25 protein-coding genes and 1 riboswitch are annotated in these 24,635 nt (G+C 46.2%); of the genes, 7 read left to right on the top strand and 18 right to left on the bottom strand.

The features are described 5' to 3' along the window. Window positions 1-25: 25 nt before the first annotated feature. From AR383_RS18345 to AR383_RS18335, 3 genes are read right to left on the bottom strand one after another with little or no spacing between them, the layout of a single operon-like run. Entirely contained in the window at window positions 26-211 is a 186-nt protein-coding gene (locus tag AR383_RS18345) for a hypothetical protein (RefSeq protein ID WP_157051788.1), read from the bottom strand. Window positions 212-216: 5 nt separating this feature from the next. After that, a complete protein-coding gene (locus AR383_RS18340) occupies window positions 217-825 on the bottom strand; it encodes a hypothetical protein (RefSeq protein WP_055734443.1) in 609 nt (202 codons plus the stop codon). 4 nt (window positions 826-829) lie between these two features. Beyond that, window positions 830-2,968, bottom strand: a complete 2,139-nt coding sequence (locus AR383_RS18335) for a DUF3857 domain-containing transglutaminase family protein (protein ID WP_055734442.1) — start codon at window positions 2,966-2,968, stop codon at window positions 830-832. A gap of 207 nt (window positions 2,969-3,175) precedes the next feature. On the opposite strand from AR383_RS18335, the gene AR383_RS18330 reads away from it, so the two are divergent. After that, entirely contained in the window at window positions 3,176-3,715 is a 540-nt protein-coding gene (locus tag AR383_RS18330) for a DUF3750 domain-containing protein (protein WP_055734441.1), read from the top strand. 24 nt (window positions 3,716-3,739) lie between these two features. On the opposite strand, the gene AR383_RS18325 is transcribed toward AR383_RS18330, so the two are convergent. Then, the gene (locus AR383_RS18325; protein ID WP_055735090.1) at window positions 3,740-4,585 is read right to left on the bottom strand and encodes an NAD(+)--dinitrogen-reductase ADP-D-ribosyltransferase; all 846 of its coding nucleotides are present in this window, start codon (window positions 4,583-4,585) and stop codon (window positions 3,740-3,742) included. Between the two features lie 85 nt (window positions 4,586-4,670). Between AR383_RS18325 and AR383_RS18320 the strand changes: the two genes are divergently transcribed. After that, window positions 4,671-5,597: an ADP-ribosylglycohydrolase family protein gene (locus AR383_RS18320; RefSeq protein WP_232304766.1), complete on the top strand. Its 927-nt coding sequence runs from the start codon at window positions 4,671-4,673 to the stop codon at window positions 5,595-5,597. A 49-nt stretch (window positions 5,598-5,646) separates the two neighbouring features. Here the strand turns inward: AR383_RS18320 and sstT are convergent, their stop codons facing one another. The 3 genes from sstT to AR383_RS18305 all read right to left on the bottom strand — a co-directional run bounded on the left by sstT (window position 5,647) and on the right by AR383_RS18305 (window position 8,723). Further along, window positions 5,647-6,867 (bottom strand): serine/threonine transporter SstT, encoded by a 1,221-nt coding sequence (gene sstT, locus AR383_RS18315; RefSeq protein WP_055734440.1) that lies wholly within the window; start codon window positions 6,865-6,867, stop codon window positions 5,647-5,649. Window positions 6,868-7,372: 505 nt separating this feature from the next. After that, window positions 7,373-8,257 (bottom strand): DMT family transporter, encoded by an 885-nt coding sequence (locus AR383_RS18310; RefSeq protein WP_055734439.1) that lies wholly within the window; start codon window positions 8,255-8,257, stop codon window positions 7,373-7,375. A 211-nt stretch (window positions 8,258-8,468) separates the two neighbouring features. Beyond that, window positions 8,469-8,723, bottom strand: coding sequence for a DUF1127 domain-containing protein (locus AR383_RS18305; protein ID WP_055734438.1), 255 nt, complete (start codon window positions 8,721-8,723; stop codon window positions 8,469-8,471). Window positions 8,724-8,937: 214 nt separating this feature from the next. Here AR383_RS18305 and AR383_RS18300 point away from each other — a divergent pair, with 214 nt between their 5' ends. The 4 genes from AR383_RS18300 (at window position 8,938) to rnr (ending at window position 14,469) form a co-directional block, all read left to right on the top strand. After that, window positions 8,938-10,359 (top strand): aminotransferase-like domain-containing protein, encoded by a 1,422-nt coding sequence (locus AR383_RS18300; RefSeq protein ID WP_055734437.1) that lies wholly within the window; start codon window positions 8,938-8,940, stop codon window positions 10,357-10,359. A 64-nt stretch (window positions 10,360-10,423) separates the two neighbouring features. Further along, a complete protein-coding gene (locus AR383_RS18295) occupies window positions 10,424-11,170 on the top strand; it encodes a sugar nucleotide-binding protein (protein WP_055734436.1) in 747 nt (248 codons plus the stop codon). Between the two features lie 73 nt (window positions 11,171-11,243). Beyond that, window positions 11,244-11,795 carry an inosine/xanthosine triphosphatase gene (gene yjjX, locus AR383_RS18290; protein ID WP_373869465.1) on the top strand — a complete coding sequence of 184 codons (552 nt, stop codon included), beginning with the start codon at window positions 11,244-11,246 and terminating at the stop codon, window positions 11,793-11,795. Window positions 11,796-12,159: 364 nt separating this feature from the next. Then, window positions 12,160-14,469, top strand: coding sequence for a ribonuclease R (rnr, locus tag AR383_RS18285; RefSeq protein ID WP_055734434.1), 2,310 nt, complete (start codon window positions 12,160-12,162; stop codon window positions 14,467-14,469). A 217-nt stretch (window positions 14,470-14,686) separates the two neighbouring features. Here the strand turns inward: rnr and ribB are convergent, their stop codons facing one another. Together ribB and glnB are read right to left on the bottom strand one after the other, a co-directional pair. Next, on the bottom strand, window positions 14,687-15,340 hold the full coding sequence (ribB, locus tag AR383_RS18280) for a 3,4-dihydroxy-2-butanone-4-phosphate synthase (protein WP_055734433.1): 654 nt from the start codon (window positions 15,338-15,340) through the stop codon (window positions 14,687-14,689). A 148-nt stretch (window positions 15,341-15,488) separates the two neighbouring features. Beyond that, a riboswitch (FMN riboswitch) is annotated at window positions 15,489-15,679 on the bottom strand. A gap of 194 nt (window positions 15,680-15,873) precedes the next feature. Then, on the bottom strand, window positions 15,874-16,212 hold the full coding sequence (gene glnB, locus AR383_RS18275; protein ID WP_055734432.1) for a nitrogen regulatory protein P-II: 339 nt from the start codon (window positions 16,210-16,212) through the stop codon (window positions 15,874-15,876). A gap of 312 nt (window positions 16,213-16,524) precedes the next feature. Between glnB and AR383_RS18265 the strand changes: the two genes are divergently transcribed. Continuing rightward, the gene (locus AR383_RS18265) at window positions 16,525-17,037 is read left to right on the top strand and encodes a GspH/FimT family pseudopilin (protein ID WP_055734430.1); all 513 of its coding nucleotides are present in this window, start codon (window positions 16,525-16,527) and stop codon (window positions 17,035-17,037) included. Between the two features lie 7 nt (window positions 17,038-17,044). Here AR383_RS18265 and AR383_RS18260 read toward each other — a convergent pair whose 3' ends face one another. The 9 genes from AR383_RS18260 to ispH all read right to left on the bottom strand — a co-directional run bounded on the left by AR383_RS18260 (window position 17,045) and on the right by ispH (window position 24,635). After that, on the bottom strand, window positions 17,045-17,335 hold the full coding sequence (locus AR383_RS18260; protein WP_055734429.1) for a hypothetical protein: 291 nt from the start codon (window positions 17,333-17,335) through the stop codon (window positions 17,045-17,047). A gap of 5 nt (window positions 17,336-17,340) precedes the next feature. Then, on the bottom strand, window positions 17,341-17,772 hold the full coding sequence (locus tag AR383_RS18255; RefSeq protein WP_055734428.1) for a type IV pilin protein: 432 nt from the start codon (window positions 17,770-17,772) through the stop codon (window positions 17,341-17,343). Continuing rightward, window positions 17,773-20,442 carry a pilus assembly protein gene (locus tag AR383_RS18250; protein ID WP_055734427.1) on the bottom strand — a complete coding sequence of 890 codons (2,670 nt, stop codon included), beginning with the start codon at window positions 20,440-20,442 and terminating at the stop codon, window positions 17,773-17,775. It lies immediately after the preceding gene. Further along, window positions 20,442-21,038, bottom strand: coding sequence for a hypothetical protein (locus AR383_RS18245; protein ID WP_055734426.1), 597 nt, complete (start codon window positions 21,036-21,038; stop codon window positions 20,442-20,444). Before AR383_RS18245 ends, AR383_RS18250 begins: the two co-directional genes overlap by 1 nt. Further along, window positions 21,029-21,493 (bottom strand): hypothetical protein, encoded by a 465-nt coding sequence (locus tag AR383_RS18240; protein ID WP_055734425.1) that lies wholly within the window; start codon window positions 21,491-21,493, stop codon window positions 21,029-21,031. Before AR383_RS18240 ends, AR383_RS18245 begins: the two co-directional genes overlap by 10 nt. 55 nt (window positions 21,494-21,548) lie before the next feature. Next, entirely contained in the window at window positions 21,549-21,818 is a 270-nt protein-coding gene (locus AR383_RS18235) for a hypothetical protein (RefSeq protein WP_055734424.1), read from the bottom strand. 175 nt (window positions 21,819-21,993) lie between these two features. After that, window positions 21,994-23,001 (bottom strand): PilW family protein, encoded by a 1,008-nt coding sequence (locus tag AR383_RS18225; RefSeq protein WP_055734422.1) that lies wholly within the window; start codon window positions 22,999-23,001, stop codon window positions 21,994-21,996. Further along, window positions 22,998-23,561 (bottom strand): type IV pilus modification protein PilV, encoded by a 564-nt coding sequence (gene pilV, locus AR383_RS18220; RefSeq protein WP_055734421.1) that lies wholly within the window; start codon window positions 23,559-23,561, stop codon window positions 22,998-23,000. The genes AR383_RS18225 and pilV overlap by 4 nt, the downstream gene beginning before the upstream one ends. A 129-nt stretch (window positions 23,562-23,690) precedes the next feature. Beyond that, entirely contained in the window at window positions 23,691-24,635 is a 945-nt protein-coding gene (ispH, locus tag AR383_RS18215; RefSeq protein WP_055734420.1) for a 4-hydroxy-3-methylbut-2-enyl diphosphate reductase, read from the bottom strand.

Genomic DNA, 24,635 nt, shown 5'->3' with positions numbered 1-24,635 from the left:
TCGGGGAAGTTTAAAATCCCCTCTACTAATAAGGCTTCAGCCTGAGCTTGCTCCCCTTAGCTCGGTACAACTCTGCGAGCTCCATTTGCATCCTGACATCAGCCAACACCGACTTGGGCAATACTCGCAAACAGGCTTCGGCTAGCTGGTATTGCTGCTGGTTGTAATAGTAAGCAAAAAAACGCGGGTGAATTGGTTGCTGCTTTTGCATGTAAATCACAAAGGGGCAGGCAATACCATCTGGGGATTATCGGTATAAGCTTGCATGATACCGCTCAGCACCATGTCGTGGAATTTAAGCGGCTTCGGCAAGTCGTTGTAAGCAAACATCAATTGAGTGTAATTGGCTTGGCGCATGTAGTTAAAAAAATCACCTAAACGCTCTAAGCGCTGTTGTGGATGCTGACGCTGATAGCTGTCCATATCAACAACTAAGTCGAAGGTATCCTGGGCACCAACTCCGCTATTGAGATTGAACATATCCACTATGGCACCTTCAAACCAGGTAAAACGGTAATAGGCATAGCCTTGTTTCGTGACTAAGCGGTAGTAGCTCACCATTATGGGTTCAGAGCTTTGCTCACTGGCGATATACTTCCATTGTTGCTCTCGGCTATTAAACAGTGCTGCTAGTGTTGAGTCGATAATCGCAGAATAGGTGCTGGCTAAACCCTCTCTTTGTTGAGTATTTAGGCTTAACTGGTATTGCTGCTCTAGATAATCGAGGCTCTTCTGCAGATCAAGACGCCCGCGCAATGCTGTTTCGCCATGTTGATTTAAGGCTGCGGCAAAATTAACAAAATAGCGACCACTGTATAGTGCCACCGGACTATCTTTGGTAACCGATGCAAGCACCGCGGGTTGTGAAGTATTTGAGCTCTGCGGGGCACTGGCACAAGCACTTAACAGCAAGCCTAAACAACTTAGCACTATCCATCTCATTGCCATTCCCCTGCTGCGCTTGCTTTTTATCTAACAAATAATTTACCAATTTAGCCATGGAGTCATAGGCCTTATCCTCGGCGGCATGATCGATGCTGTAAGCAAACTCTAAATGCTTTCTGGCTTGGCGGATCAACTTGGCGTAGTCCTTCACATCCTCAGCCTTCACCGCTATCGCTTTATTTTGGTAGCTTTGCTGGTAGCGAATCAGTCGATTTTGGTAATCAAAGCGGGATTGCCATTTAAAGTAATCATCTTGCAGCTCTTGCTGTTGGTTTAAGCTAGTAAAATCAATATCGTAGGGTAATTGCAAAGTGATATTTTGCTGCACCGAGACCAAAGGCCCCAGTAGGTAAGCTTGTTGCCGGTTTAGCTTTTTAGGTAGCTTTAAATAATGCTCAACACTATTGGCAATCAAGTGAAACACTGTTTGCTCTTGCTGCTCCCAGAAATTTTTCACCAAATACTGCTCACTGATCTGCAAACGATTGGAAATTACATCATCGTTTACCTCCATGTCGCCTAAGCGACTGAGTGAAGGATAAAAACGTTGATAGTAATCAACCGAAGATTTAGCCAAGCGCTGCTGACTTTGATTGGCTAGCTGATAACGCATTCTATCGGCTTCTAACCCGGTAAATACGCTGCTTACTTTAAACTGAACCGGAGAGCGAAAATCACTCGCGATAAACACTTGTTCGACACTTAGTGTATTGTCTGCGGCTGTTAACTCTGGAATTGCCACCAGCTCTTGCGTACTGGGTTTCACCACCAAGGCCTGACCAAAGGCGGCTGGCACTATGCTTTCCAATAACGAAGCCTGATAAGCATTGGTGGGGTCAATCCAGTAGTCTTGCTGCCGATAACGCAGCAACACAATGGCATGGTTAAAAGCATTATAGCTAGGTAAGTGCTCACTCAAGGTATCGCGAAGATAGCTAGAAACCAACACCGGATAAGCCTCTACATCCAAGGCATTTAAGGCTTTCACCAATAACAAAGACTTATCTTTACAGTCGCCGTAACGGTTACTTAAAACCGCCGAAGGAGCCTGAGGACGATGCGAGTTTTGACCAATTTCAACGCCCAAGTAACGGATATCTTGTTGCACAAAACGAATAGCCTCTTCAATGGCTAACTTGGTGGGCTGTTTCTGCAACTCGGCCAACCATTGTTGAAACGCAGCCGAGGGAGTGTGCGCGGGTTGAAATAGTTGCTCGGCCCACTGCGCCACTGCGCCCCAAGAATCGAAGCTGCTAACTTGCCAACTAGGGGAGATGTTTTGCCAACTGGGGTTTTCCCCATCATCAAAATAGGCGGGCACATCGCTTAAAGAAAGAGAATAACGCACACGTTGTTGCTCACTGTGCTGCTTAGGCTGAAGCTCAAGACGATTAATCTGGTTATGCAGAGGCTGAGACTTAGGGCTAATAATACTCACTTCAACTTGCTTCACCGGCACGTTCCAGCCCAGACTAAAGGTATGACTAAAGTGCTGACCAAACACCGGGTTTTCACCCACTACGCTAAAACTGTAATCAACAATGTCACCAGCGCGTATATCGCGTAACCACAGTTGTAGCTGTTTTTGCCCAGAATAAAGCTTGTTATGTTGTTCCGGCTCGATATCGACGATGCGCACATCTTCAGGATATAGCCGATTCTCCGCTTGACCATCACGAATTATTTCAATGTGGTGTAATTCTAGGTGTTGGAATTCGGGATTAAAACCGATGTAAATATCAGAGTTTTCATCCACCCCCACCTTGTCATTGAGTTGAATACGTAAATGACGGTAATAATGCACATCTTGATTAAGCAGGCTGACTTGGGTATCGGAGAGCAATACCTCCATCGATTCAATTCCTTGCCCCTCGCGACTATCAGCGCTTAATACCGCATCTTTAACCCATTGCGGCTTACTGCTAAGCCGCCACAAAGGAGACTCTGCGGCAAACGATGACGGCGCAACAAACGCCCCAACAAAACTCAAAAATAGTAATACATATAAACGACTTAGCAACACTGTACTGCCCTTGCATTAGCGGATACAAAGATACTAATGACAAATATTTTAAAGATAAAGTTAAAATCAAAACAAACCTACATTGGTGCACAAATTTAGATGATTCATTGACTTAACTCTCTAGCGGCGACTAATAGTAAGCTCTGGATTCTGTGCGCTGATAAAATCTGCTAAGGTAGTTTTTTGAGTCAACATAGGTGGGTCAAAATGAACAACAAACTGTCTTACCGACTTTACAGTATTATGTTGCTTGCACTTAGCAGCTTACTCAGCGCTTGTAGCGATAAAGACTGGCGCTCCGCCAGCCGTGAACCCGCCGGCATCGCCCCCGATCCTCAGACTCAACACCAAGCGGTAATTGAATTTTATGCTGCCGATGCCTTTAGCTGGCGAGGTTGGTTTGCAGTACACACTTGGTTAGCGATTAAACCAGAGAATGCCGCCGAATATACCGTCTATGAAGTGGTGGGCTGGCAACGCCCCGGCTTACGCCAATACCAAACCACTACTCCAGACCGCTATTGGTATGGCGCCGAACCAGAAAAAGTATTATCGATCCAAGGTGATAAAGCAGCACGCTTAATTCCTCAATTAAAACAGGTAGTAACGCGCTACCCTTGGGCAGACCAATATCGCTTATTTCCCGGCCCTAATAGCAATACCTTTCCGGCATGGGTGGGCTTACAAATCCCCGAATTAGAGCTGAAGATGCCGTTTCGCGCCATTGGCAGTGCTTATGCTGACTAATTTTAGTATTTAGCGTAGTACCAACTAAATTGACATAGTGACTTGGTAAACGCCACCCAGAACAAGGTATTCCTGCTCGCCCTTTAATACATCGGCTAATAAACCTGGGAAAAACAGCAGCTTAGTCATAGGCACCCTCGCCTCTAAAATCACATCGCCAAAGGATTCACACAACTCTCGCTGATGACTAAAAGAATTTAGATTATTCAGCAGCAACAGGGTTCCCTGTTCTGAGCGACCAAGACGATGATGCTCATCGATATGATTAACGCCACGATACAGCTGGCAATGCTGTTGCTCTGGCCAGCGGCGCTGCACTTCGTACTGGCAAAAGCTGTAAAGCAAATCCAATTGAGACTCCAGCGCATTGCTGTTATACAGCCCCCGCACATAATCTGCCTGATAGGCTTGGTAAGCCTCACTACTGTGACTGCCTAAAGGCTGCCGATGATTTAGCGTAAGCAAGCCAAAACGCGACTCCACCCAGCGCTTTAGCACCGCCGCCTCTTTGCCATCGGCATTAAACATCCAGCCGCGCAACAACCGCAGATAGTCACACTTGTCTCTGCGGATCCCGCTATTCGTCTCCAACAAGCCGGCTTCTTCGCTTTTCCCCAATAAAAACGCCGAGCACATATATTGACGAAAATGCACACCACGCTCTTGAGAGCAGGCTATCTCGTCCAAGGCTTTAAAAAACTCACCGTGTAGTGCCTGCATGCCATCGATTAGCAGTGCCACCGGATGCTGCTGATAAGTGACTCCCCCCAATACCACAGCCGGAATATTGCAGCGATTAAGCGAACTGTAGGCAAAGGCGGGTAAACACGCTCTCTCACGAGTTATTTCAGCGCTTTTGTTCTTTGTCATGGGAAGCTCGGTCATTCGGAGTAATATAAGCTGAGGAAATGACTAAATAAGTTTTAGTTTACTTAGCTTAAAGGGAAAAATATTGATGCCTGATCTAAAAAAGCGTTATCAAGGTTGTCTTTTAGGTTTAGCAGCCGGAGACGCAGTGGGCACCAGCGTAGAATTTAAAACCCGCGGCAGCTTTCCCCCAGTAATCGATATGCTTGGCGGTGGCCCTTTTGGCCTTCAACCCGGTCAATGGACCGATGATACCTCTATGGCACTATGCCTTGCTCACTCTTTATTAGAGTGCCAAGGCTTTGATGCTGAAGATCAAATGCAACGCTATAACCGTTGGCGAACCGAGGGCTACATGAGTAGCAATGGCCGCTGCTTTGATATCGGCGTCACCGTGTCGGAAGCACTAAGCCAATACCTTAGTCACGGCGACCCTTTTGCCGGTCCAACGAGCCCTTTTGCCGCGGGTAATGGCTCACTGATGCGCCTTGCCCCGGTGGTCTTGTTCTATAACTCTAAGCTAGAACAAAGCCTGCATTTTGCAGGGGAAAGCTCACGCACTACCCACGCTGCCCGCGAGTGTATTGATGCCTGTCGCTACTTTGCTGCGCTACTGCATTGCGCATTAGCGGGCATGGATAAACAGCAGCTGCTGGCCAACCAATACTACAGCGCCAATACCCGCAAAATAATAACCCTGCAGCAGCTAAGCTACTTAGACAAAGATATACAACAGATCCGCGGCAGCGGCTATGTGGTTGACAGCTTGGAAGCCGCGCTTTGGTGTTTTGCTCATAGCAATGACTTCAAACAAGCCATTCTCATGGCCGCCAACCTAGGTGATGATGCCGATACCACCGCGGCTATTTGTGGGCAAATTGCCGGCGCCTATTATGGATTAGACGGGATCCCCCCCAATGGCAGGAAAAGATCACCATGGCCGAAGAAATACTACAGTTGGCAGAGCAACTATACGCCCATAATATATGAAGTGAACGGAGTGATAAGCCATTAAAAAAAGGTGGCTAAGCCACCTTTTTGTGTTCAAGCTGAGCAGCTTAAAATTAGTTTTTTTGTTCCGCGGCTTGGCAGCATGCGGCAGTAAACAGCACATCGGTAGAACTGTTAAGTGCGGTTTCGGCAGAGTCTTGCAATACGCCAATAATGAAGCCAACCGCTACCACTTGCATGGCTACATCATTCGAGATCCCAAAGAGGCTACACGCCAAAGGAATAAGCAGTAACGAACCACCTGCAACGCCCGAGGCTCCACAAGCAGATACAGCAGCAATCACACTCAGCAACAGGGCAGTAGCAAAATCAACCTGAATACCCAGAGTATGCACCGCAGCTAAAGACAATACGGTAATAGTAATCGCTGCACCGGCCATGTTAATGGTTGCACCTAGTGGGATCGAAACAGAATAAGTATCTTCATCTAGCCCTAAACGCTTAGCTAAATCCATATTCACCGGAATATTAGCCGCCGAGCTACGCGTAAAGAAGGCGGTAACACCACTTTCGCGTAAACATTTAAATACCAGTGGATAAGGGTTTTTACGGATTTTATAAAATACCAATAAGGGGTTCATCACTAAAGCAATTAGTAACATTGAACCGATCAATACCACTAATAGTTGGCTATAACCCACTAATGCAGAGAAACCAGTTTGAGCGATGGTATTGGCTACCAAGCCAAAAATACCAATTGGCGCTAAACGGATAACAAAGCGAACGATGCTTGAAACACTGCTTGCTACGTCGTTAAACAGGGTTTTAGTGGTATCAGAAGCACTGTGCATAGCAATACCTAAACCTATTGCCCAGGCCAAAATACCGATGTAGTTAGCATTCATAATTGCGCTAACTGGGTTATCAACAATCTTAAACAACAAAGTTTGTAAAACTTCGGTGATCCCCTGAGGTGGATTTGCTGCGGTATCGGTACTCACCAATACCAGCTCGGTGGGGAACAAGAAGCTCATGCCCACTGCGGTCAACGAAGCGGCAAAGGTACCAAATAAATACAAATATATAATGGGACGTAATTGCGTATCTTGTCCGCGCTTATGGCTTGCTACCGAGGCAGCCACCAAGACAAATACCAGTACTGGAGCAACGGCTTTTAAGGCTCCGACAAACAAGCTACCTAATAAGCTAAACGAAAGAGCCAGCTCCGGTGCAACAGTGGCAACGATACTACCCAAGACAATACCGATAAGGATCTGCATTACCAGACTACCTTGAGTGATAAATCGAACGAGTGTGTTTGACTGTGGTTTCATGCTTCTTTTTATCCTTCTTTGAAGCTATATAATTGGTCAGTGCGTAACCATATAGAATGAAAAACCAATTTCAAGTCAAAAATCGAGATTATATTGAGTCATCACAAAAAAATTTCAAAAAATCAGTTTTAAACCACTATTGTTCATAAGTTTTTTAGCATTGACTGCTAATAAAAATTTTTACAACCCGAGGAACATTTATTTCTTAGCGAATAGGCAACATAAGCTCTCGAAGCCATCTGAGTGGTAAAACAGCAATAATTGCGGTGAGCGGACATAAAAACGAGACAATGCTCACACTTTAAACCCAATTAGTAGAATAACTCGGCAAAACGCTGAAAACTAACTCACCAACTTCAACGCCACCACGCTAATGCACACTCATGCATACCAAGTTCATCATTGCCCACAGCCTTAAACGAGAACGCTCAGCCAACAGCCCCAAATAAAGCCGTATGCTAAATACATCATGCTGGTTAGACTCACCGCGCAAAACGTTGACAAACTAACTGACTAGCTTGAGGGCCACCACACTCATGCACACTAGGCTCATCATAGCCCACTGTCTTAAACGAGGACGTTCTGCTAACAACCACCAGCCGAGTAACATGCTAAATACCATCATGGTACTGAGGATCGCAGCGGCAATCGCTAAAGGCCCCAAGGTCATGGCGTAGGCATAACAACCCGTCCCCAGCGCGGTAGGTGAAGCAAATACTAGGATCTGTCTAAAGCGAGACCAAGAAATACGCTGAAAGCCGGGCTTAGCACTTAGCCGTCCTCTAGCTAGGGCGAATAGCATGGCCATTAAGCCAATACTCGCCTCCCAGGCATAACCGACTAAAAATGGATGAGAAGCACGCGACATCCCCGCCACTAATATCAGCGCATAACTCATTAAGCTACCATAACCGGCACTGGCTAAAATGCCGCTAAGCGGGCGATAATCGGAAGAAGTCAACGGTGTACCACGGCGTTGGCTAGCACCTAATAACAATACCATAGCCAAAGTCACCGCCCCCATCAGCCATTGTTGAGGGCTAAGTTGCTCATCGAGAAAGACTTGACCAAGCAAGGCCACAAATAGCGCAGTGAAAGCCATAGATAAGGCGCTAGCGATGCCCACTGGCAAACGAACAAAGGCAATGGCATTGGCCCAATTGGCTAATGCAGCCAAACTAGCCGCCAGCAGTAACTGAGGAAGTAACCCGGAAAATTCAGTAAAGTCAGACTGAGGCACCAGCAATAGCAAAGGTGACATACTAATCAGCAAACTCAGGCCACGGTAAGCCACCGAACTAAGTCGGTCAGATTGGCGGTAAACCTTGGCCATCAATACCCCTTGCAGGGCATAGGCAAAGGTTGCGGTTAAGGCGATAATGAAAAACACAGCGTAGTCCTCAGCAGATTTGCCCCAAGCCTACGCAATTATAATTTGTCAGACAAGCGCTTAACCACGCTTGTTAATAGCGCAACGAAAAATCATTAGCAACAAGTAGTTTAAGCACCACTTAAAGCAGGCCAAGGGGTAAGTTTAAGCGCTACCGCTAAGCCACACTCGAACAAACTAAAGTGACACGCTACCAGCAAGCTGCAACGGACTATTTACTCACTTCCAAAGTCTGACTTTGCTTCGCTTTAGGCTTAGCTTTAACCACTTGCTGAGCAGGCTGGCTTTTTCTCCAAAACGGCAAACTAGCCTGCGCCATGGCTTGTTGTCGCGTAACCCCAATATCGCGCAGCGTGGCATCACTCAAATACCTCAGCGCTCTTCTGCTGCGGCTTAAGGCTCGATATTCAGCCACCTTGGCATGTAGGCGAGTTATAACGGTAGCGACTTGGCTGGCAATTAACATGCGCTTACTCCTGTTAAGCGAAATGACCATTCCAGCTTAAGTTGGCGCCGCGCCTCATTACAGATTCAAAAATATTATTTTTGTCCAATACAGACAGCCAATATCGGCAACTGTACTGGCTTAAGACGAACAATCTGTACTGCTAACTAGCAAATATTTTTCATCTGTATATGAATGTGCTACTACTAGGCCATGTTTTTGCGCAGGAATCGTGATGACCCTCTATCAACAATTTGCCGAAGAACTCAAACAGCAAATCCAACAAGGTTATTACCCGGTGGGACAAAAGCTGCCCTCAATTAGAGCCATGAGCCAGTTGCGTGGGGTAAGTATTTCTACGGTACAAGAAAGCTATCGACTATTAGAAGATGCTGACCTGGTATACAGTAAACACAAATCGGGTTACTACGTAAAATCACCACTGAAAACCGCCTCCTTACCCGAGCTAAGCCAACCTGAACAGCGCCCTGTTCTGATAGATAACTGGCAAGAAGTTCTCGCGCTAACCATGACCGAATCAAGCCAGCACTTTTTAGCCTTGGGGCGAGGCTCTCCCGATACCAGTTTTAGTACCTTAAAACCCTTACAGCGCTTGATGAACGAAAACATCAAGCAACAAAGTAAGCAGGTTTTTAGCTGCGCCAAAGGCAATGGTTTATTAAAGCTACGTGAGCAAATCGTTCGGCTAATGCAACACTCTGGTTGTCAGGTGCACCCCGACAATATTCAAATCACCGCAGGTTGTCAGGAAGCCTTGTCATTAAGCTTAAAAGCCTTGACTCAACCCGGCGATATTGTCGCCATAGACTCACCAAGCTTTTATGGCTCGATGCAGGCGATTCAATCAAATCAGCTAAAAGTATTAGAAATTCCCACCCATCCGCAAAATGGCATTAGTTTACCAGCCTTAGAATTAGCCTTAGAGCAGTGGCCTATTAAGGTATTGCAGCTGATCCCCAGCTCTAATAACCCACTTGGCTACATCATGCCGGAGAAAAATAAACTAAAACTGTTAGCGCTGGCCGAAAAATACGATTTCGCGATTATTGAAGATGACATTCTAGGCGATACGGTTTACCACTATCCTAGACCTCGCAGCTTAAAATCTTACGATAGCCAACAGCGGGTACTATTTTGCTCGTCTTTTTCTAAAACCATTGCTCCCGGTTTGCGGCTGGGATGGGTGGCTCCTGGGCGCTATAGCACCATGCTAACCCACCTAAAATTTGTCAGCTCCTTGGGGTCTGCCAGCTTGCCACAATTAGCGGTTGCCGACTTTATTGAACAAGGCTATTACGATAAGCACTTGCGCCTAAGCAAACAGCATTATCAAGCGCGCCGAGACATCATGCTGCATTGGGTACAGCGTTACTTGCCCGAACAAACCAAAGTGAGTTTTCCTCAGGGCGGTTACTTTTTATGGTTGGCCTTACCAGAAGGCATCGACAGCTTTCAGTTAAATCAACACTTACGCCCCTACCACATCGGCATTGCCGCGGGCAGTCTATTTTCAGCCTCAGGCAAGTATCGTAACTGCTTACGTTTAAGTTATGCTAATCCTCCTACTGAAGCAGTTGAACAGGCGATAAAAATCCTTGGCCAACAAGCCCAGTTACTTTTGCAGCAAAGCGACTAAAGCCACTAGCCGCACAGCAGCTTAACTTGCATAATACTCCCATCGGTTAACTGAAGAGTGTTCTATGCAACGTGTATTAGTTAGCGGCTTAAACGGCCGCCTTGCTCCTTATCTAAAACAAGCCTTAGAGGCGCATGCTATAGAGGTTATCGGCTTTGATCGCCAACAGTTGGACATTACCCAACGCAGCCAGCAATTGGCCTTTATCAAAACCCAGCAAATCGATACTATTTTCCACTTAGCCACTGGCCCAGAAAGCTGGCTGGCGACACTGGCGAGCATTGCCCACGAGCTCGACATTCCACTGCTGTTTACCAGCAGCGAAAGCGTATTTAACCCCGAGAGCACTGGTCCCTTTAGCCCAGAACATCCAGCCGATGCAGTGAACGATTATGGCCGCTATAAAATCGCCTGCGAACAAGCTGCGCTTGAGGCTAATCCTAATACCATTATTGCTCGACTTGGGTGGCAGATGTTCGATAACTTCGAGCGCGACAACCTTCTCACCCATGTTAGAGACATGCACGATAACCAGGGTTATTTAGAAGCCAGCACCCAATGGCTACCAGCGGTGGCTTATGTTGAACACAGCATGCAGTGCTTAATAGACTTAGCCAAGCAAGCCAAAGCCGGTATTTATCATGTTGGTGGTAACGAGCAAGGGCTGTCGTTTTACCAATTGGTGCAGCTTATTAATCAAAAATACCAGCTTAATTGGGATATTCGCCCCGGCTCGCAACCGCAGCGCGATGGGCGCATTATTGACTCGCGAGTGCCCTGTAAAAGCATTGACGAACAACTAAAAACCTAAACACCGGCACTTAGTACTTGCTTTAGCCATATACATCAGTATGTTGCGCAAGTTAACTATTTTTGAAGGCACTATTTCCATGACATCACTTAAAGTTATTGTTGGTTCGCGTAATCCGGTTAAGGTGCGCGCGGTAGCCAAGGCGCTAGCGCTGTACTATCCCAATGCCGATATCGACTGCCATGGGGTAGATGCCCCTTCGCAAGTCCCCGAACAACCGATAAACAGCCAGCAAACCCGTGACGGCGCGATTAATCGGCTGCGCTTTTGCCAACAGCAACACCAAGCCGACTTTTATGCAGCCATCGAAGGAGGCGTAGACTTATTTGAAGATGGCCCCGCCACCTTCGCCTATGTGGCCGTTGCTAACCAGCAGCAACTGGCGGTGGGCCGCAGCGCTAACATGCCGCTACCGCCTTCGGTTTTTCAAGCGCTTAAGCAAGGCGCAGAACTTGGCCCCTTAATGGATGAACTGTTTAATACCACTAACATCAAACAAAAAGGTGGCGCCATAGGTCTGCTCACCAATGGCTTAGCCAGCCGCGAAGATAACTATCTACATGCGCTGATCTTAACCCTAGTAAAATTCGCCCATACCACCATGTTTGAGCCTGAGCTGAGCTAATTAGTCATCGCAGACGTTGACTTTCTCGCGTAAACCTATACAGTGGCCGGCATATGAAAATCAGTTTATCTTTTAAACACCGTTTCTAGCTTGCCTTCATTTAGCTTCGTTCGTCGTTTTAAATTCCAGCTCGTTTTCCCTGATTATTGTTTTTGTCATATAAGGCCTTTAGGCTGCGACACAACAGTAAAATACATTGGCAGCATCGCCCTAGCCGCGAACTGAACCAAATCCGATTAATTGTGACTCGTAGTACGAGCCACGGCCTCACCACCTTGAGATTAATATCTGAACTGTATCACTACACCACTTGATAGTTTTTCCAGAGCAAGGTTAATGGCCAAGATAGTAGAGAACCATAACCATGAGTAAACACTCAAGCACTGAACAAACTCAATACGCCAATCCGATCCCCGACCGTGCCGCTATTCTAAGCCTGCTAAAACAGCAAGGCCGAGCACTCAATAAACAAAGCATTGGCCAACAATTAAAGCTCACCACTGATGAACAACTTGAGGCGCTACGTCGTCGGCTAATAGCCATGAGTCGTGACGGCCAAGTACACAGCGATAGAAATCACCACTACTGGCCAGTAGCTGAAGATGAATACCTCAAAGGCACCGTGATTGGTCACCGTGAAGGCTTCGGCTTTTTACGTTGCGAAGGACATGAAAAAGACTTTGTATTGCACTCCAGTCAAATGGCTAAAGTCTTTGATGGCGACGTGGTATTAGCCCTAGCCAACGGCTTTAACCAACGCGGCCGCGAAGAAGCACGCATAATTAAAGTATTGCAAGCCAATACTCGCCAGCTAGTAGGGCGAGTTGAACAGCGCGATGGTACTTATTATCTGCTAGCCAATAACCAAAAAATTACTCAGCGCATCGAAATTCCCGAAGCGCAGTTACTGGGAGCCCAAGACGGCCAATACGTGAGTGCCGAGCTGGTTGATTATCCCCACAAACGCCGTAATGCCCAGGCTCATGTGAGTGAAATACTCGGTGAGCCGCTGGCCCCACGTATGGAAATCACACTGGCCTTACACAATCATGACATTCCTCACAAATGGCCAGAACAAGTCTTACAACAGGCCGAACAGCTAGGTCAAGAAGTGAGTGAGCAAGACAAGCTTAAGCGCATCGACTTACGCGCCCTTCCCTTCGTGACCATTGATGGTGAAGATGCCCAAGACTTCGACGACGCGGTTTATTGTCAAACCAATGAGCAAGGCGGCTGGCGGCTTTGGATAGCGATTGCCGATGTATCTCACTACATCAAAGCGGGCACCGAGCTGGATCAAGAAGCGCAAAAACGCGGCACCTCGGTGTATTTTCCCGGCCATGTCGTGCCGATGTTACCGGAAGCGATTTCTAATGGTTTGTGTTCCCTAAAACCCAAACAAGATCGGCTTGCACTGGTGTGTGAGATGCAAATAAGCCAAGCCGGTGAGATGCTAGCCTACCAGTTCTATGAAGCGGTGATCCATTCGCATGCGCGCTTAACTTATAGCGAGGTTGGTCACTTGTTAACAGCTGATGAAGCTCAGCAACACAGCAGCCCACATAGTGCATTGCTAGGGGATATTCAGCAATTACACGCTTTATATCGTGTATTAGCCGAAGCTCGCCAACGTCGCGGAGCCATTGATTTTAGTACTCAGGAAAGTCGTTTTATCTTTAACAGCGAAGCGAAGATTGAGCAAATTGTGCCAGTCCTGCGCAACGATGCACATCGGCTAATTGAAGAGTGTATGTTGTGTGCTAACTTGGCAACGGCAGCCTTTTTAAGCCAACTAAAAATCCCTTCGCTGTATCGGGTTCACCAAGGCCCTAAAGCCAAAAAACTCAAAGATTTACGGAGTTTTCTGGCTGAGCGCGGGCTTAATCTTGCTGGCGGCGAGCAGCCCAGCCCAGCTGATTACAACCAGTTACTTAGCCAAACGGCTGCGCGGCCAGACGCAGCCACGATTCAAACAATGTTGTTACGCTCAATGAATCAGGCGGTTTATAGTCCAGAAAATGACGGCCACTTTGGTTTAGCCTTTGCTGCCTACGCGCACTTTACCTCACCGATCCGCCGTTATCCCGACTTGCTGGTTCACCGAGCGATTCGCGCGGTCATTCGTAGTAAAGAATCTGGCGGACTGATTAAACGCATGGTAAAGAACCTAAGCGGCAAAGGTTTTGACCCGGTTAAACGCGTCGAGCAGGCAAAGCCATTACCTTTTAAACAAAACTATCCCTATCAGCTAAGCGAAATACTGGCGCTAGCTGAACATTGCTCCTTAGTCGCTCGCCGCGCCGATGAGGCGAGTTGGGAAGTAGATGCATGGTTAAAATGTCACTACATGCAAACTAAGCTAGGCGAACAGTTTCAAGCCACCATTAGTGGGGTAAACAGCTTTGGCCTATTTGTTGAGTTGGCAGACATACCAGTTGAAGGCAGTATTCATATTAGCGCCTTAGCCGGTGATTTTTATCACTTCGATGCGGCTAAACAACGCTTAATGGGAGAACGCAAAGCCAAAGCCTATAACATTGGCCAGTCAATATCGGTAACACTGGCTCGCGTGGATTTAGACCAACGTAGAATCGAATTTGTGTTAGCTAATATCGATAAAAAAAATAAATCGGCCAAAAGAGGCAAACCAAGGAAAGCTAAGTCGCTTGCCTGAAAAGCAAGTCAGTTGGGCACTGCAGAAGGCGCTTCGACTCACAGTTTATAAAAATATCGCTAAATGTGCGTCAGGAAAGGCCACCACATTGTTAAAAATACGTTATATTTTTATCAGGTGTTTACACTGTAACAACATATAACAACAATAGAACTAAACGCTTAATCCATTAGGGGCTCGCCATGAGCCCCTAATTTTTTGTGTCGTCGGTAGTGTCTTAGCTGGCTTGCTCGATGGTCGCTTTGCGGTAACTGACAATATCTTCGATGCTCAATACTGGCATATCATGTTGCCGGGCGAATTCCACAATTTGCGGTAAACGGGCCATAGTGCCATCGGCCATGGTGAGTTCGCACAATACACCGGCTGGACGCAAGCCGGCTAAACTCATTAGATCAACCGTACCTTCGGTATGACCACGACGCGAAAGCACGCCACCGGGCTGGGCGCGTAAAGGATATACATGGCCGGGACGGGCTAAATCTTCAGCTTTGGCATCATCGGCGATAGCAGTTTTAATGGTGGTCACTCGGTCGGCTGCGGATACGCCGGTCGTCACTCCTACTTTGGCTTCAATGCTCACGGTAAAAGCTGTACCAAATTGACTAGAATTATCGCTAACCATTGGTGGAAGCTGTAATTGTTTGATTTTATCATCGTTCAAACACAAACAAACAATACCGCTACATTCACGAATTAACAGCGCCATTTGCTGATTAGTGAGTGTTTCTGCTGCAAAAATAAGATCGCCTTCGTTTTCACGATCTTCATCGTCAACTAACAATACCCCGTGGCCTTTAGCTAATGCGGCTAAAGCGGCCTCGACACGTTGCATGGAATTGCCGTATTCGGCAAGTAATGACTGATTCATGGTTAAAGTCCTTAAACTACAAGATTAGGTTTCCAGAATCAGGGCAATAGGAATGTCTTCGAACTAGGTTCGAAGTAAATTATCGGCATCAACAAAAGCTTAGCCAAAGGCTAAGTCTACTCCCCATTAGATAGGTAGTACTTTGATACATGATTCTCTTCCATCCGGACTGATTACAGCACGCTGTAAATTACCGTCGGCTCTGGACTAGCCCCTTGTGGGATTCACCAGATCTGCTGACCCTAAATATACTTAGAAATATACCTAGGCGCTCGCGGGCTCTTAGCTTAACAACTAACTACCGCCGGTGGGGAGTTACACCCCGCCCTGAGAATATGTTGCTTATAAACAACCCGCTTATCTTGCCCTCAAACGGCAAAAAATACAAACGGCAAACAAGCGAGGGCTAGGCAAAGATACCAAAGAAAGCATAAAAAATAATCCGAGTAGCAAGACTCGGATTATTTATAGAAGTAAGCAAAAATTGAGCTGGCGGATGCTAAAAATTACTCAAGCAACCAAAACAATAACTGTTAAATAGCGTCGTCGTTTTCTTCACCAGTACGAATACGAATAACTCGGTCAACATCACGCACAAAAATCTTACCATCACCAATTTTACCGGTTTGGGCTGTTTTCACGATAGTTTCGATACAACGATCAAGATCGTCTTGCTGAACCACTAACTCCAGTTTCATTTTCGGAAGAAAATCAACTTTGTACTCTGCACCACGGTACAGTTCTGTATGCCCTTTCTGGCGGCCAAAGCCTTTTACTTCGGTGACCGTCATACCGGTGATACCAATTTCCGCTAAAGCTTCGCGAACATCATCCATTTTAAATGGCTTGATAATTGCCGTTACTTGCTTCATATAAACTTCCTTATATTTCATTTTGTTGACACGCTATGCCTTTACTTTAAGCCAAGCGCAAGCAAGTGACAATGTTAAGCACCTGCTAGATGCAGGAAATTGTTAAAAAGGTGAAAATATCCAGCATAAAACCATCTCAAAACAACTCTCTAGGCAACCAGCGACTAAGCCAACAAAAATGTCGGCGCCATCCCTTATTGGTTTATTCGATTGCACAAAACCATGTTTGCTATGATAACGTTAAGCTAAGCCAGCAAGATTTTTTTCAGCGGTATATTATTAAAGTAACAATGGAATGAAAGGCAGCGTCTCTTGAAACAACAACTGGGCTTTACTTTATTAGAATTAATGGTCACCGTGGCGATTGCCGTTATCTTACTCGGCATAGGCGTACCTAGTTTAAATGGCCTATTTCAATCAATATCGGGAGATGCTTCGGCCAATCGTATAATGCGAGAAATCCGTTTTGCTCGAAGCCAAGCGATCGATCTCAACCAAACGGTAGTAATCTGTGCGCTAGCGAGTAACGGTAGTGACTGCGGCGGGGACGCGGATGCAGGTTTAACGGTATTTGCCGACGATAATGGTAATACTAAGCGAGATGTGGGGGAAAAAGTATTACAAGCGGCCAATCCCTTTAATAAAGCCGGTAGCACCGGCTTTGTTGGCGCAATCAATTCCTTATCATTTAGAAGCGATGGGCTTATTTCAGGTAACTCCGGCAGGGTTTATTTCTGTTCAAATGACAATAGCTACATAAAAGGAGTAGCCGTAAGTAAAGGGGGCAGCGTGCGCTTTGATACCGAAGCAACTTGCCCATTATAAAAACCGCTTAATATTGCATTTCTGAAAAGCGAGTATTGGCAGCTTTACTACTAAACTTGCGCTCAAACTCAACACATTCAAATTGAGTAATGTTACCTAATTTATTTATCGTTTTACCATGCTCGGCATAACGACGATACATTTCATCATTAATCTCCTGCATATTACTTAGACCCTTAGGTGTTGCTATGACTACTTGATCCTTACCTTTATCCCCAGCCATATAACATTTAACGGTTTTACCCCAGCTAAACGAAAGCGGTAGCATCACCAATACCAATATTGTTAAGCCTTTCATAGTTATCACCAACAGTCTGAGTTTGTATTTCCGAGAGCGTCCTTAGCTAACTTGGCACCCTCATCATTAATGCTAAATATTTTGCAATCTGTATCTGCGGATAGTTGAGAACCAATAGCGGTCGCCTGGGCGGTATAGGTACTATTTGCCGAAGAGGTGCTTAAAGTAATCTTATAATACGCATTCTCGGTATTGTAACTGGTGGCTCCTGAGGCTGCTAAACCTAAACTCACCAAATCAGAGGCATAAACTGAATTATCCACATAAAACTGCTCTTGTAATACCGCCAAGCTAGCCAGCTCTTTCTTCGCCTCTGAGCGGCGCGATTCAGCCACAAACGAGGTGTAAGCTGGGTAAGCGACCGCAGCTAAAATTGCCACAATCGCCACCGCAATCATTAATTCAATCAGCGTTACGCCACGTACTAAACGACTCATTTAATCCTCATTAAAATAAAAGTAAATTTGTTTAGGGCTCATATTCATATTGGCCTCTCGAGAACCCTGAGAACACGCGCCAGCTTCTTCACAAGTGTGCTCTTGAGTTTCATCTTGGTCGTCGTAATCGAGGTCTTCTCCAGGGTCACCACCAAATACTCGGACTACCGATTCCCCCTGCTCGTCTTCACCAGAGTGAATAATCAAGTCATCAGGTACTTTGTTATCCACATCATAGTAGCGAGAGCTACTGGTATTAACGCCTATATGCATGTTTACCGCGTAAGTACGTCCTTTACCAATGGTAGGAATAGTACAGGTTTCTGAGTTAGTCGTTTCGGGAATAAAAGAAGTAAAGTACAACTCACCGCCCAATACCAAAGCCGCTCCCAATGATTTTTCTCCGTCGTCAAGCAAGTTATAAACCCAACCTTTGGCAGAACCCAGCGCAATCAGCTGAGTTTCAATGGCGGTTTCATCACTTAAACTGCCAATAGGATCGCTAGTGATGTTATATAACTCATTGGACGCTATCGCCACTGGCTGCGAGCTTGAGTCCAGCGCGGTAAAATCCGTTGGCTGTACATTGTAATCTCGGAACATATAGAAACTGTTATCCACCCCATCCGGATCTTTATCACTTACCGGCTTAGTCCGGTCACCACTACCTATTAATACCGCATCGTAAGGAATTTGCTGAGCATCGGTGATGGTAACTTGGTTTTCTCCTTCCCCAGTGGTCACCCGAGTTAGTTTTTTCAAATAAGTTCTCACAATCACTGGTTCAGTGAAAAACTTACGACGTTGGGTCACTTCCGACTGATCACTAATGCTGGCTAAAGCGGTCATTTTCCACTTATCTTGATTGCTAGAATAAAGATCTACTCGCCATACTTGACCACCAGTATCACCAAAATAGAGTCGGTCAATAGCACCGTCACCATCAGCATCCAAGGTGGCAACGCGAGCAGGAACACTATGGGTCAAACGCGCGTCATCGGCGTTGGTTAGGCTCCAAACCAAACTGCCATCTAAGGCATCAACAATGAAAACGCCTCGACCTTGATCATCAGCTGCAGGGGTAGCTAAGTCTTGGTTCACATCATAACCCGCACCAAAAATCACCACAGGGTTACTATGCCCTGGTACATAACCCACACTAGGTTGTGACCAACTTTGCCCTAATTCACTCATACCAGTGCTAGAGCTATCTATCTTCCACAGCATTTTAGGTAAATCTGGGTTGGTCAAGTCCATGCCGTAATAGGCATCACCGCCGCGCCGCAGGCCAGTAAATACCAACACCTTATCGCCGCTAGATGTATATTTTCCATCGTTATCAACATCTTTTAAGAAGACGGTAGGCGTACCATCAACCCCATAAACATGTTGCGAACTAGCACTGTTATTGCGTAATGTCAGCTGTCGTCCTAATAATTCATAAGGAAAGAAAGCCCAGCTTTCGGATACCGTAGCCCCCGCATCCTTAAATAGGTGCATGGCCCCGCCATTGGTGCCAACCAAAATGCGAATATCCATATCGTCGGGGTCAGTACTACCTGCATCTGCACCACTGCGTAAACCGTAGTTAATGACTAAGGGACGCGAATGCAAAGGGTCACCCATCAAATCATTACGAATGGTGGTGCTACTATCGCCATCATCATCGTCAACATCGGCGCCTTTGATCCAATCAATATGTTCTGTTAGATCGGCTTCAGGTACACCTAAATGATCGGCTAATAAAGTAGTACTACCCGCCCGAGTCTCTAGGTTAGCACTGGTAAAACGGCTAAAACTACCATTATTAGTTTGATTGAAATACACGTTACGCGAATCGTTACTGGCTAGGGTTTCTGACACCCCACCTAGCTCGACATTATTACCATCTTTAATTGACGACCAATAAGTCTTGGCTTCGTCGATGATCGAACCGTCGGCACCAATCGCAGGCTGACCATTTTGATCGGCCATATAGCCCGCGGGGGTCAACTGAAGCTTTTTCAGATTGCCTCGCCAACGCGGTGTGAGAGAGGGCTTAAACATCGCATAATAAACTCGGTCTAGGGTGCGAGTGCGGTCGAAGTTGTTACTGGTCACCGCAGGTGATACTAGCGAAGAAGTCTCTTCATAAATACCAATAAGAGCCTGACGAAATGCCGCTTCTAAAGCCACCCCATCCTCAGCTGGATAAAAACGACCTTGGGCATTTTCCGCTGTTTTGATTAACATTGCGGAGCCGCCTTCAATTACCTGTTCACCAAAACCAATAGTCGAAATCTTGGCATATTGGCGGCCAGCCATATCGGGATTAATATCATTAGTATTCATCCATTTAGCCAGTACTGGTAAATAACTTGTTTCGCTTCCAGTACCAAAACCAACCGGGTTCTTCCAAGTACAACCATTCACCGTGGTGGCACCATCACAGCCTGCTACATTCGGAGTATTGATCGGCAAATTGCCTACGTTGGTATTTTCTTCGTCATCAACGGAGGGGGTACCATCGGTGACATAAATAATATTAATGGAACTATCACAGCCCACTTCATAGGGCGAAATATAGTTATTATTTGACTCTATACTTCTATCGCGATCATTTTGTTCAGAATTGTTACCCCTTTTCCCATAGTCAACGGCTTCGCCGGCAAAGTAATGCTTAGCTTCCATTAGGGTTTCCACCAAGGGCGTCCCCCCTCAGCGGTTAAATCGATAATATCAGAAATTAAATCCTGGTTATCATCAGAGGCTTGAATACCTCTAATGACTCGTCCACCATGATTAGACTCGTTAAATACCATTAAACCAAACTTAACGCCATTAATGGTGTTGAGGGCATTTTCCATCGCCTCTTGAGCAATTTCGATCCGCGGGCGAGTGGTTGTAGCATCTCCGTAGTGATACCAGCGCAGATAGTTAGCCGAATATAATGTTATTAGGTAACCGTCATCAAAGGTGGCTTTGGTGGTTTGCTCAGCATCCGCTTTATTTAAGGTGTAAAAGTCTTCGGTATTTCTTGCTGCGCCATTGATTGGATGGCCTTGCGGCGCGGCTTCATAAGCATTATTGCTAATCCGATATTGGCCTGGGTTAATAGTTTTAATTTCTTTATCAACAAAATTGCCATCGCGATCTTGCAATTTAACAGTAAAGGAGCGAGGGTTACCGTTTTCATCTAACAATTCGCCAGTGCTGGGATCGCTAGCTAAATCATAGTCATCAAGACAATCTAGTACAGTATAGTTTGCGCCATTATTTAAACGCACGTCCTCCCAAGAACCGGTGCCCCCTGAACGCGATGCTCGCGAAAGTAGCCAGTAAAGATGCCGTTCTTAGCTAGCGCTTCATAAGAGGTGGCACAGTTATTGATATCCCAAATAAAACGCCGGTCGTCGTTAGCCCCGGTAGGAATGTAAGAACCGTCCACACCATTTACCGTGAAGTAAATGAACTCATTGTTTAGGCTATTTTGTGAACTAATCGCCTCAGGGTAGTCTTGATATTCCACATCACCATTGTTGTCGCGGTTATAACCTTCGCGAGTGGTAATATTCCAAGCCATACTCCCCGAGGTGTCGAAAATGATCAATACTTTAGGATCCGCAGAACTTAAACTATTAAAATCAAATAAGAAAAGTTCTGTATCATCTGCCCAAACTGGCATAGTTACTGCCACTGAGCACAACCAAGCAAGCAGTCCCGATTTCAACCGAGTGTTCATCTGCTCTCTCCTTGTCTATTCAGCAGGCTGGTAGCCTGCTATTTACCGTTTATAGTTAAAGCATCGGCTGCTCTATACCGGCAGCTATTGAAGTGGATGCTCGATTTGCCTTTCCGTAATTCTTATTCGCGTCTGCTCTTACATAACGACACTGAGTAATTGCATTGTTACTACTAGCATTAAAGCTACGTGAGCACACTCCATCTACAGTATGTCTTAATGTTCCATCAGCCCCGGCAACAAAGTCCGAAACAGGCATAGACGCAGCAGGAACCATTGAACCAATCGCTCCTTGTAAGTCAGGGTCAATCACCAACTCACTCATCTCACCTTCCAATTCATGCTCTGCTCCCAGACGGTCCCCATAGCCGAAACAATTTTTAAGCCTTGATTAGAATTACTCAGCAAAACTCCACCAAGAAAACTCAGAATCAACAGAAAGATCATGGCAACAAATAAGGCAGCGCCACTTTGTGTTCGCTGCATCAAAACATTTCGCATCAATACCTCATATTCCTGAATGAAACCACTGACTCAAATAAGGCGCGACGATAATGGTCGTTAGCCGCTGCGACGGTGATGTCACCAAGTTGGTAGCTTGTCTCATTAGTATAGTTTTGATCTTCAGTTAATGAGCGCACCAGTAAAAAGACTTTTGCTCCCAATACTCGGCCCTCGCTCCACTGCAAGGGCGTCACCGCACTAGCCGCTACAAAATCGTTAATTGCACCGTCCTGAGTGGTATCAGTATCCACTCCCAACAGCACGCGCATTCGCTCAATGCCTTCAACCAAAGGACCACTTCCGGCCAAAAGCATGCCACTGTTCTTTGTTAAGTGCAGCTGACGTAAAACGGGTAAACCCGATTGAGGACTGACGTCGAGAAAATACACAATATGCTGGTATTCCCAAACTTGACGACCGGGCATAGCCGCCTGGGTAGGCCAAGTATCGGTTTTAGTGAAAATCTGTGAGGTAGCCGTATTAGCCGCAAAATAGTAACGGTTATCATCGAGATCTGTCTGAGCAGCCATCGGTGCGCCAATCACCCGTTTAATCCCTATCACATCAGAATCCACCACCAGGTTACTGCGGTTGGCGACGCAGGCATATTGCCCACTTAGAGAATTAGAACTACTCACCTTCCCTACAAACAGCGGGCTAAAGCGCCCATCAGCAGAAGGAAAAGAGCCTTCGGGAGTACTACCCACCCAATCAATAGTACAGTCATTGGCTATTGCGCCATTTGCGCCAGCAGCCAAGATAACACCAGAATTTCGTACCATCGGTTTGCCAGTGTATTCGCCAAAAAAGCCCACCATTTGTAAGTCGCGAGTAATCAAGTGCATCGCGATACGACCACTGTCCATCAACTGTTCACTATGGTAAGTGGATTCGGTGCTGCGCTGAGAGGCCACCAGAAAACTACCTATACCCGCAGTGAGAAATAAACCTATAACGATGGCAATCAACCATTCTACTAGAGTAAAACCGCGCTGCTGAATCATGACGCCACCCAGGTACTTAGTAGCATGCTACGACGCTTATCTGACTCGGCACCGCAGTTTTCTTCAACCGTATTACCGCTAGCAATCCCTGTAAATGATTGCCTAGATACCCAGCTGACCACCACAGTGAGCTGACCTTGAGGGCTTAATAAGACACAGCCGTTAGGTTTTACCAAACCACCAGTAGACTCAGCGGAGTTAGCATTAAGCGCATACTCCCAATGGTAGAGATCGTAATTAACCAAATCGGCCATGGAGCAATTGCTCATCATGCCGCTATCTTGGGCACAGGCGGGTCTTGTTCTAGCAGTTTGGCCATCCCCTACAATAACCGTAGCGGGATTATTCGCTTGCCAGGCAAGATTATTTAAACGAATACGTTCAACCATATCTTCAGCGAGCTGCATAGCCACAGTACGCTGCTGAGTTTCAAAACTTGAACGTTTAGCAACAGCCTGCATTGCAACAACGGCAAGCAAGCCTATCGCCAATATAAAAGTGGTGATAATCACTTCGATCAGAGTAAAGCCTCTAGCTCGAAGTTTAACCTTAGTTTGCATCCCTACCAACCCATCCTTGATGCTTTCCCGCTATCGATATAGTGAGGCCTTAACAAATAATCAATATTTACGGTTATAGCGTAAAACAACACAGATTGCTGCGTTTTTTACGCTATATGAGAGAGGCGTTTAATTTTGTTGGCGAATACGTAATTCGGCGGGAACTTCAAAAATGGTATTTTCTTCACGGCCAGGGTTTTCCACTACCGTAACGCCGCCCATCGCTTTTAAGCCAGTGACCACTTCCTGCACTAAGATTTCTGGGGCAGAGGCACCGGCAGTAACGCCAATTCGACTATGCTCTTCAAACCACTGACAATTAATGTCACTCACGCCATCAATAAGATAAGCACGAGCACCAGACTTCTCAGCCTTCTCGCGTAGACGGTTTGAGTTGGAAGAGTTCTTTGATCCCACTACCAATACTACATCAGACTTTTCAGCCAAATCTTTTACGGCGTCCTGCCGATTCTGGGTGGCATAACAAATATCGTCTTTACGTGGCCCTTGAATATCTGGAAAGGTTTCGCGCAGCGCATCAATGATAGCCGAGGTATCATCTACAGACAGCGTGGTTTGAGTACAATAAAACAGTTGCTGGGGCTTTTTCACCTTGAGTTTGGCAACATCTTCCACCGTCTCCACGAGGTAAATTCCGCCCTCAGGATTATCGTACTGTCCCATTGTGCCGTTCACTTCAGGATGGCCTTGGTGACCAATCAACACACACTCTATGCCCTTGCGGCTGGCACGGGTGACTTCCATGTGCACTTTCGTCACTAAGGGACAAGTGGCATCAAATATTTTTAATGAACGTTGCTTGGCTTCAATACGAACGGCTTGCGACACACCATGGGCGCTAAAAATACAAATGCTGCCTTCAGGAACATCACTTAGTTCGTCAACAAACTCCGCACCACGTTTACGTAAACCATCTACCACATAGCGGTTATGTACCACTTCGTGGCGCACATAAATAGGCGCGCCAAACATTTCTAGGGCACGCTCAACAATAGAAATAGCGCGGTCGACACCGGCACAAAAACCTCGAGGATTGGCTAATAGTATCTCCAC

Source organism: Agarivorans gilvus, assembly GCF_001420915.1.
Taxonomy (GTDB): domain Bacteria; phylum Pseudomonadota; class Gammaproteobacteria; order Enterobacterales; family Celerinatantimonadaceae; genus Agarivorans; species Agarivorans gilvus.
Note: the sequence above shows the minus strand (reverse complement) of the source record. Positions and strands in the feature narration are given on the sequence as shown.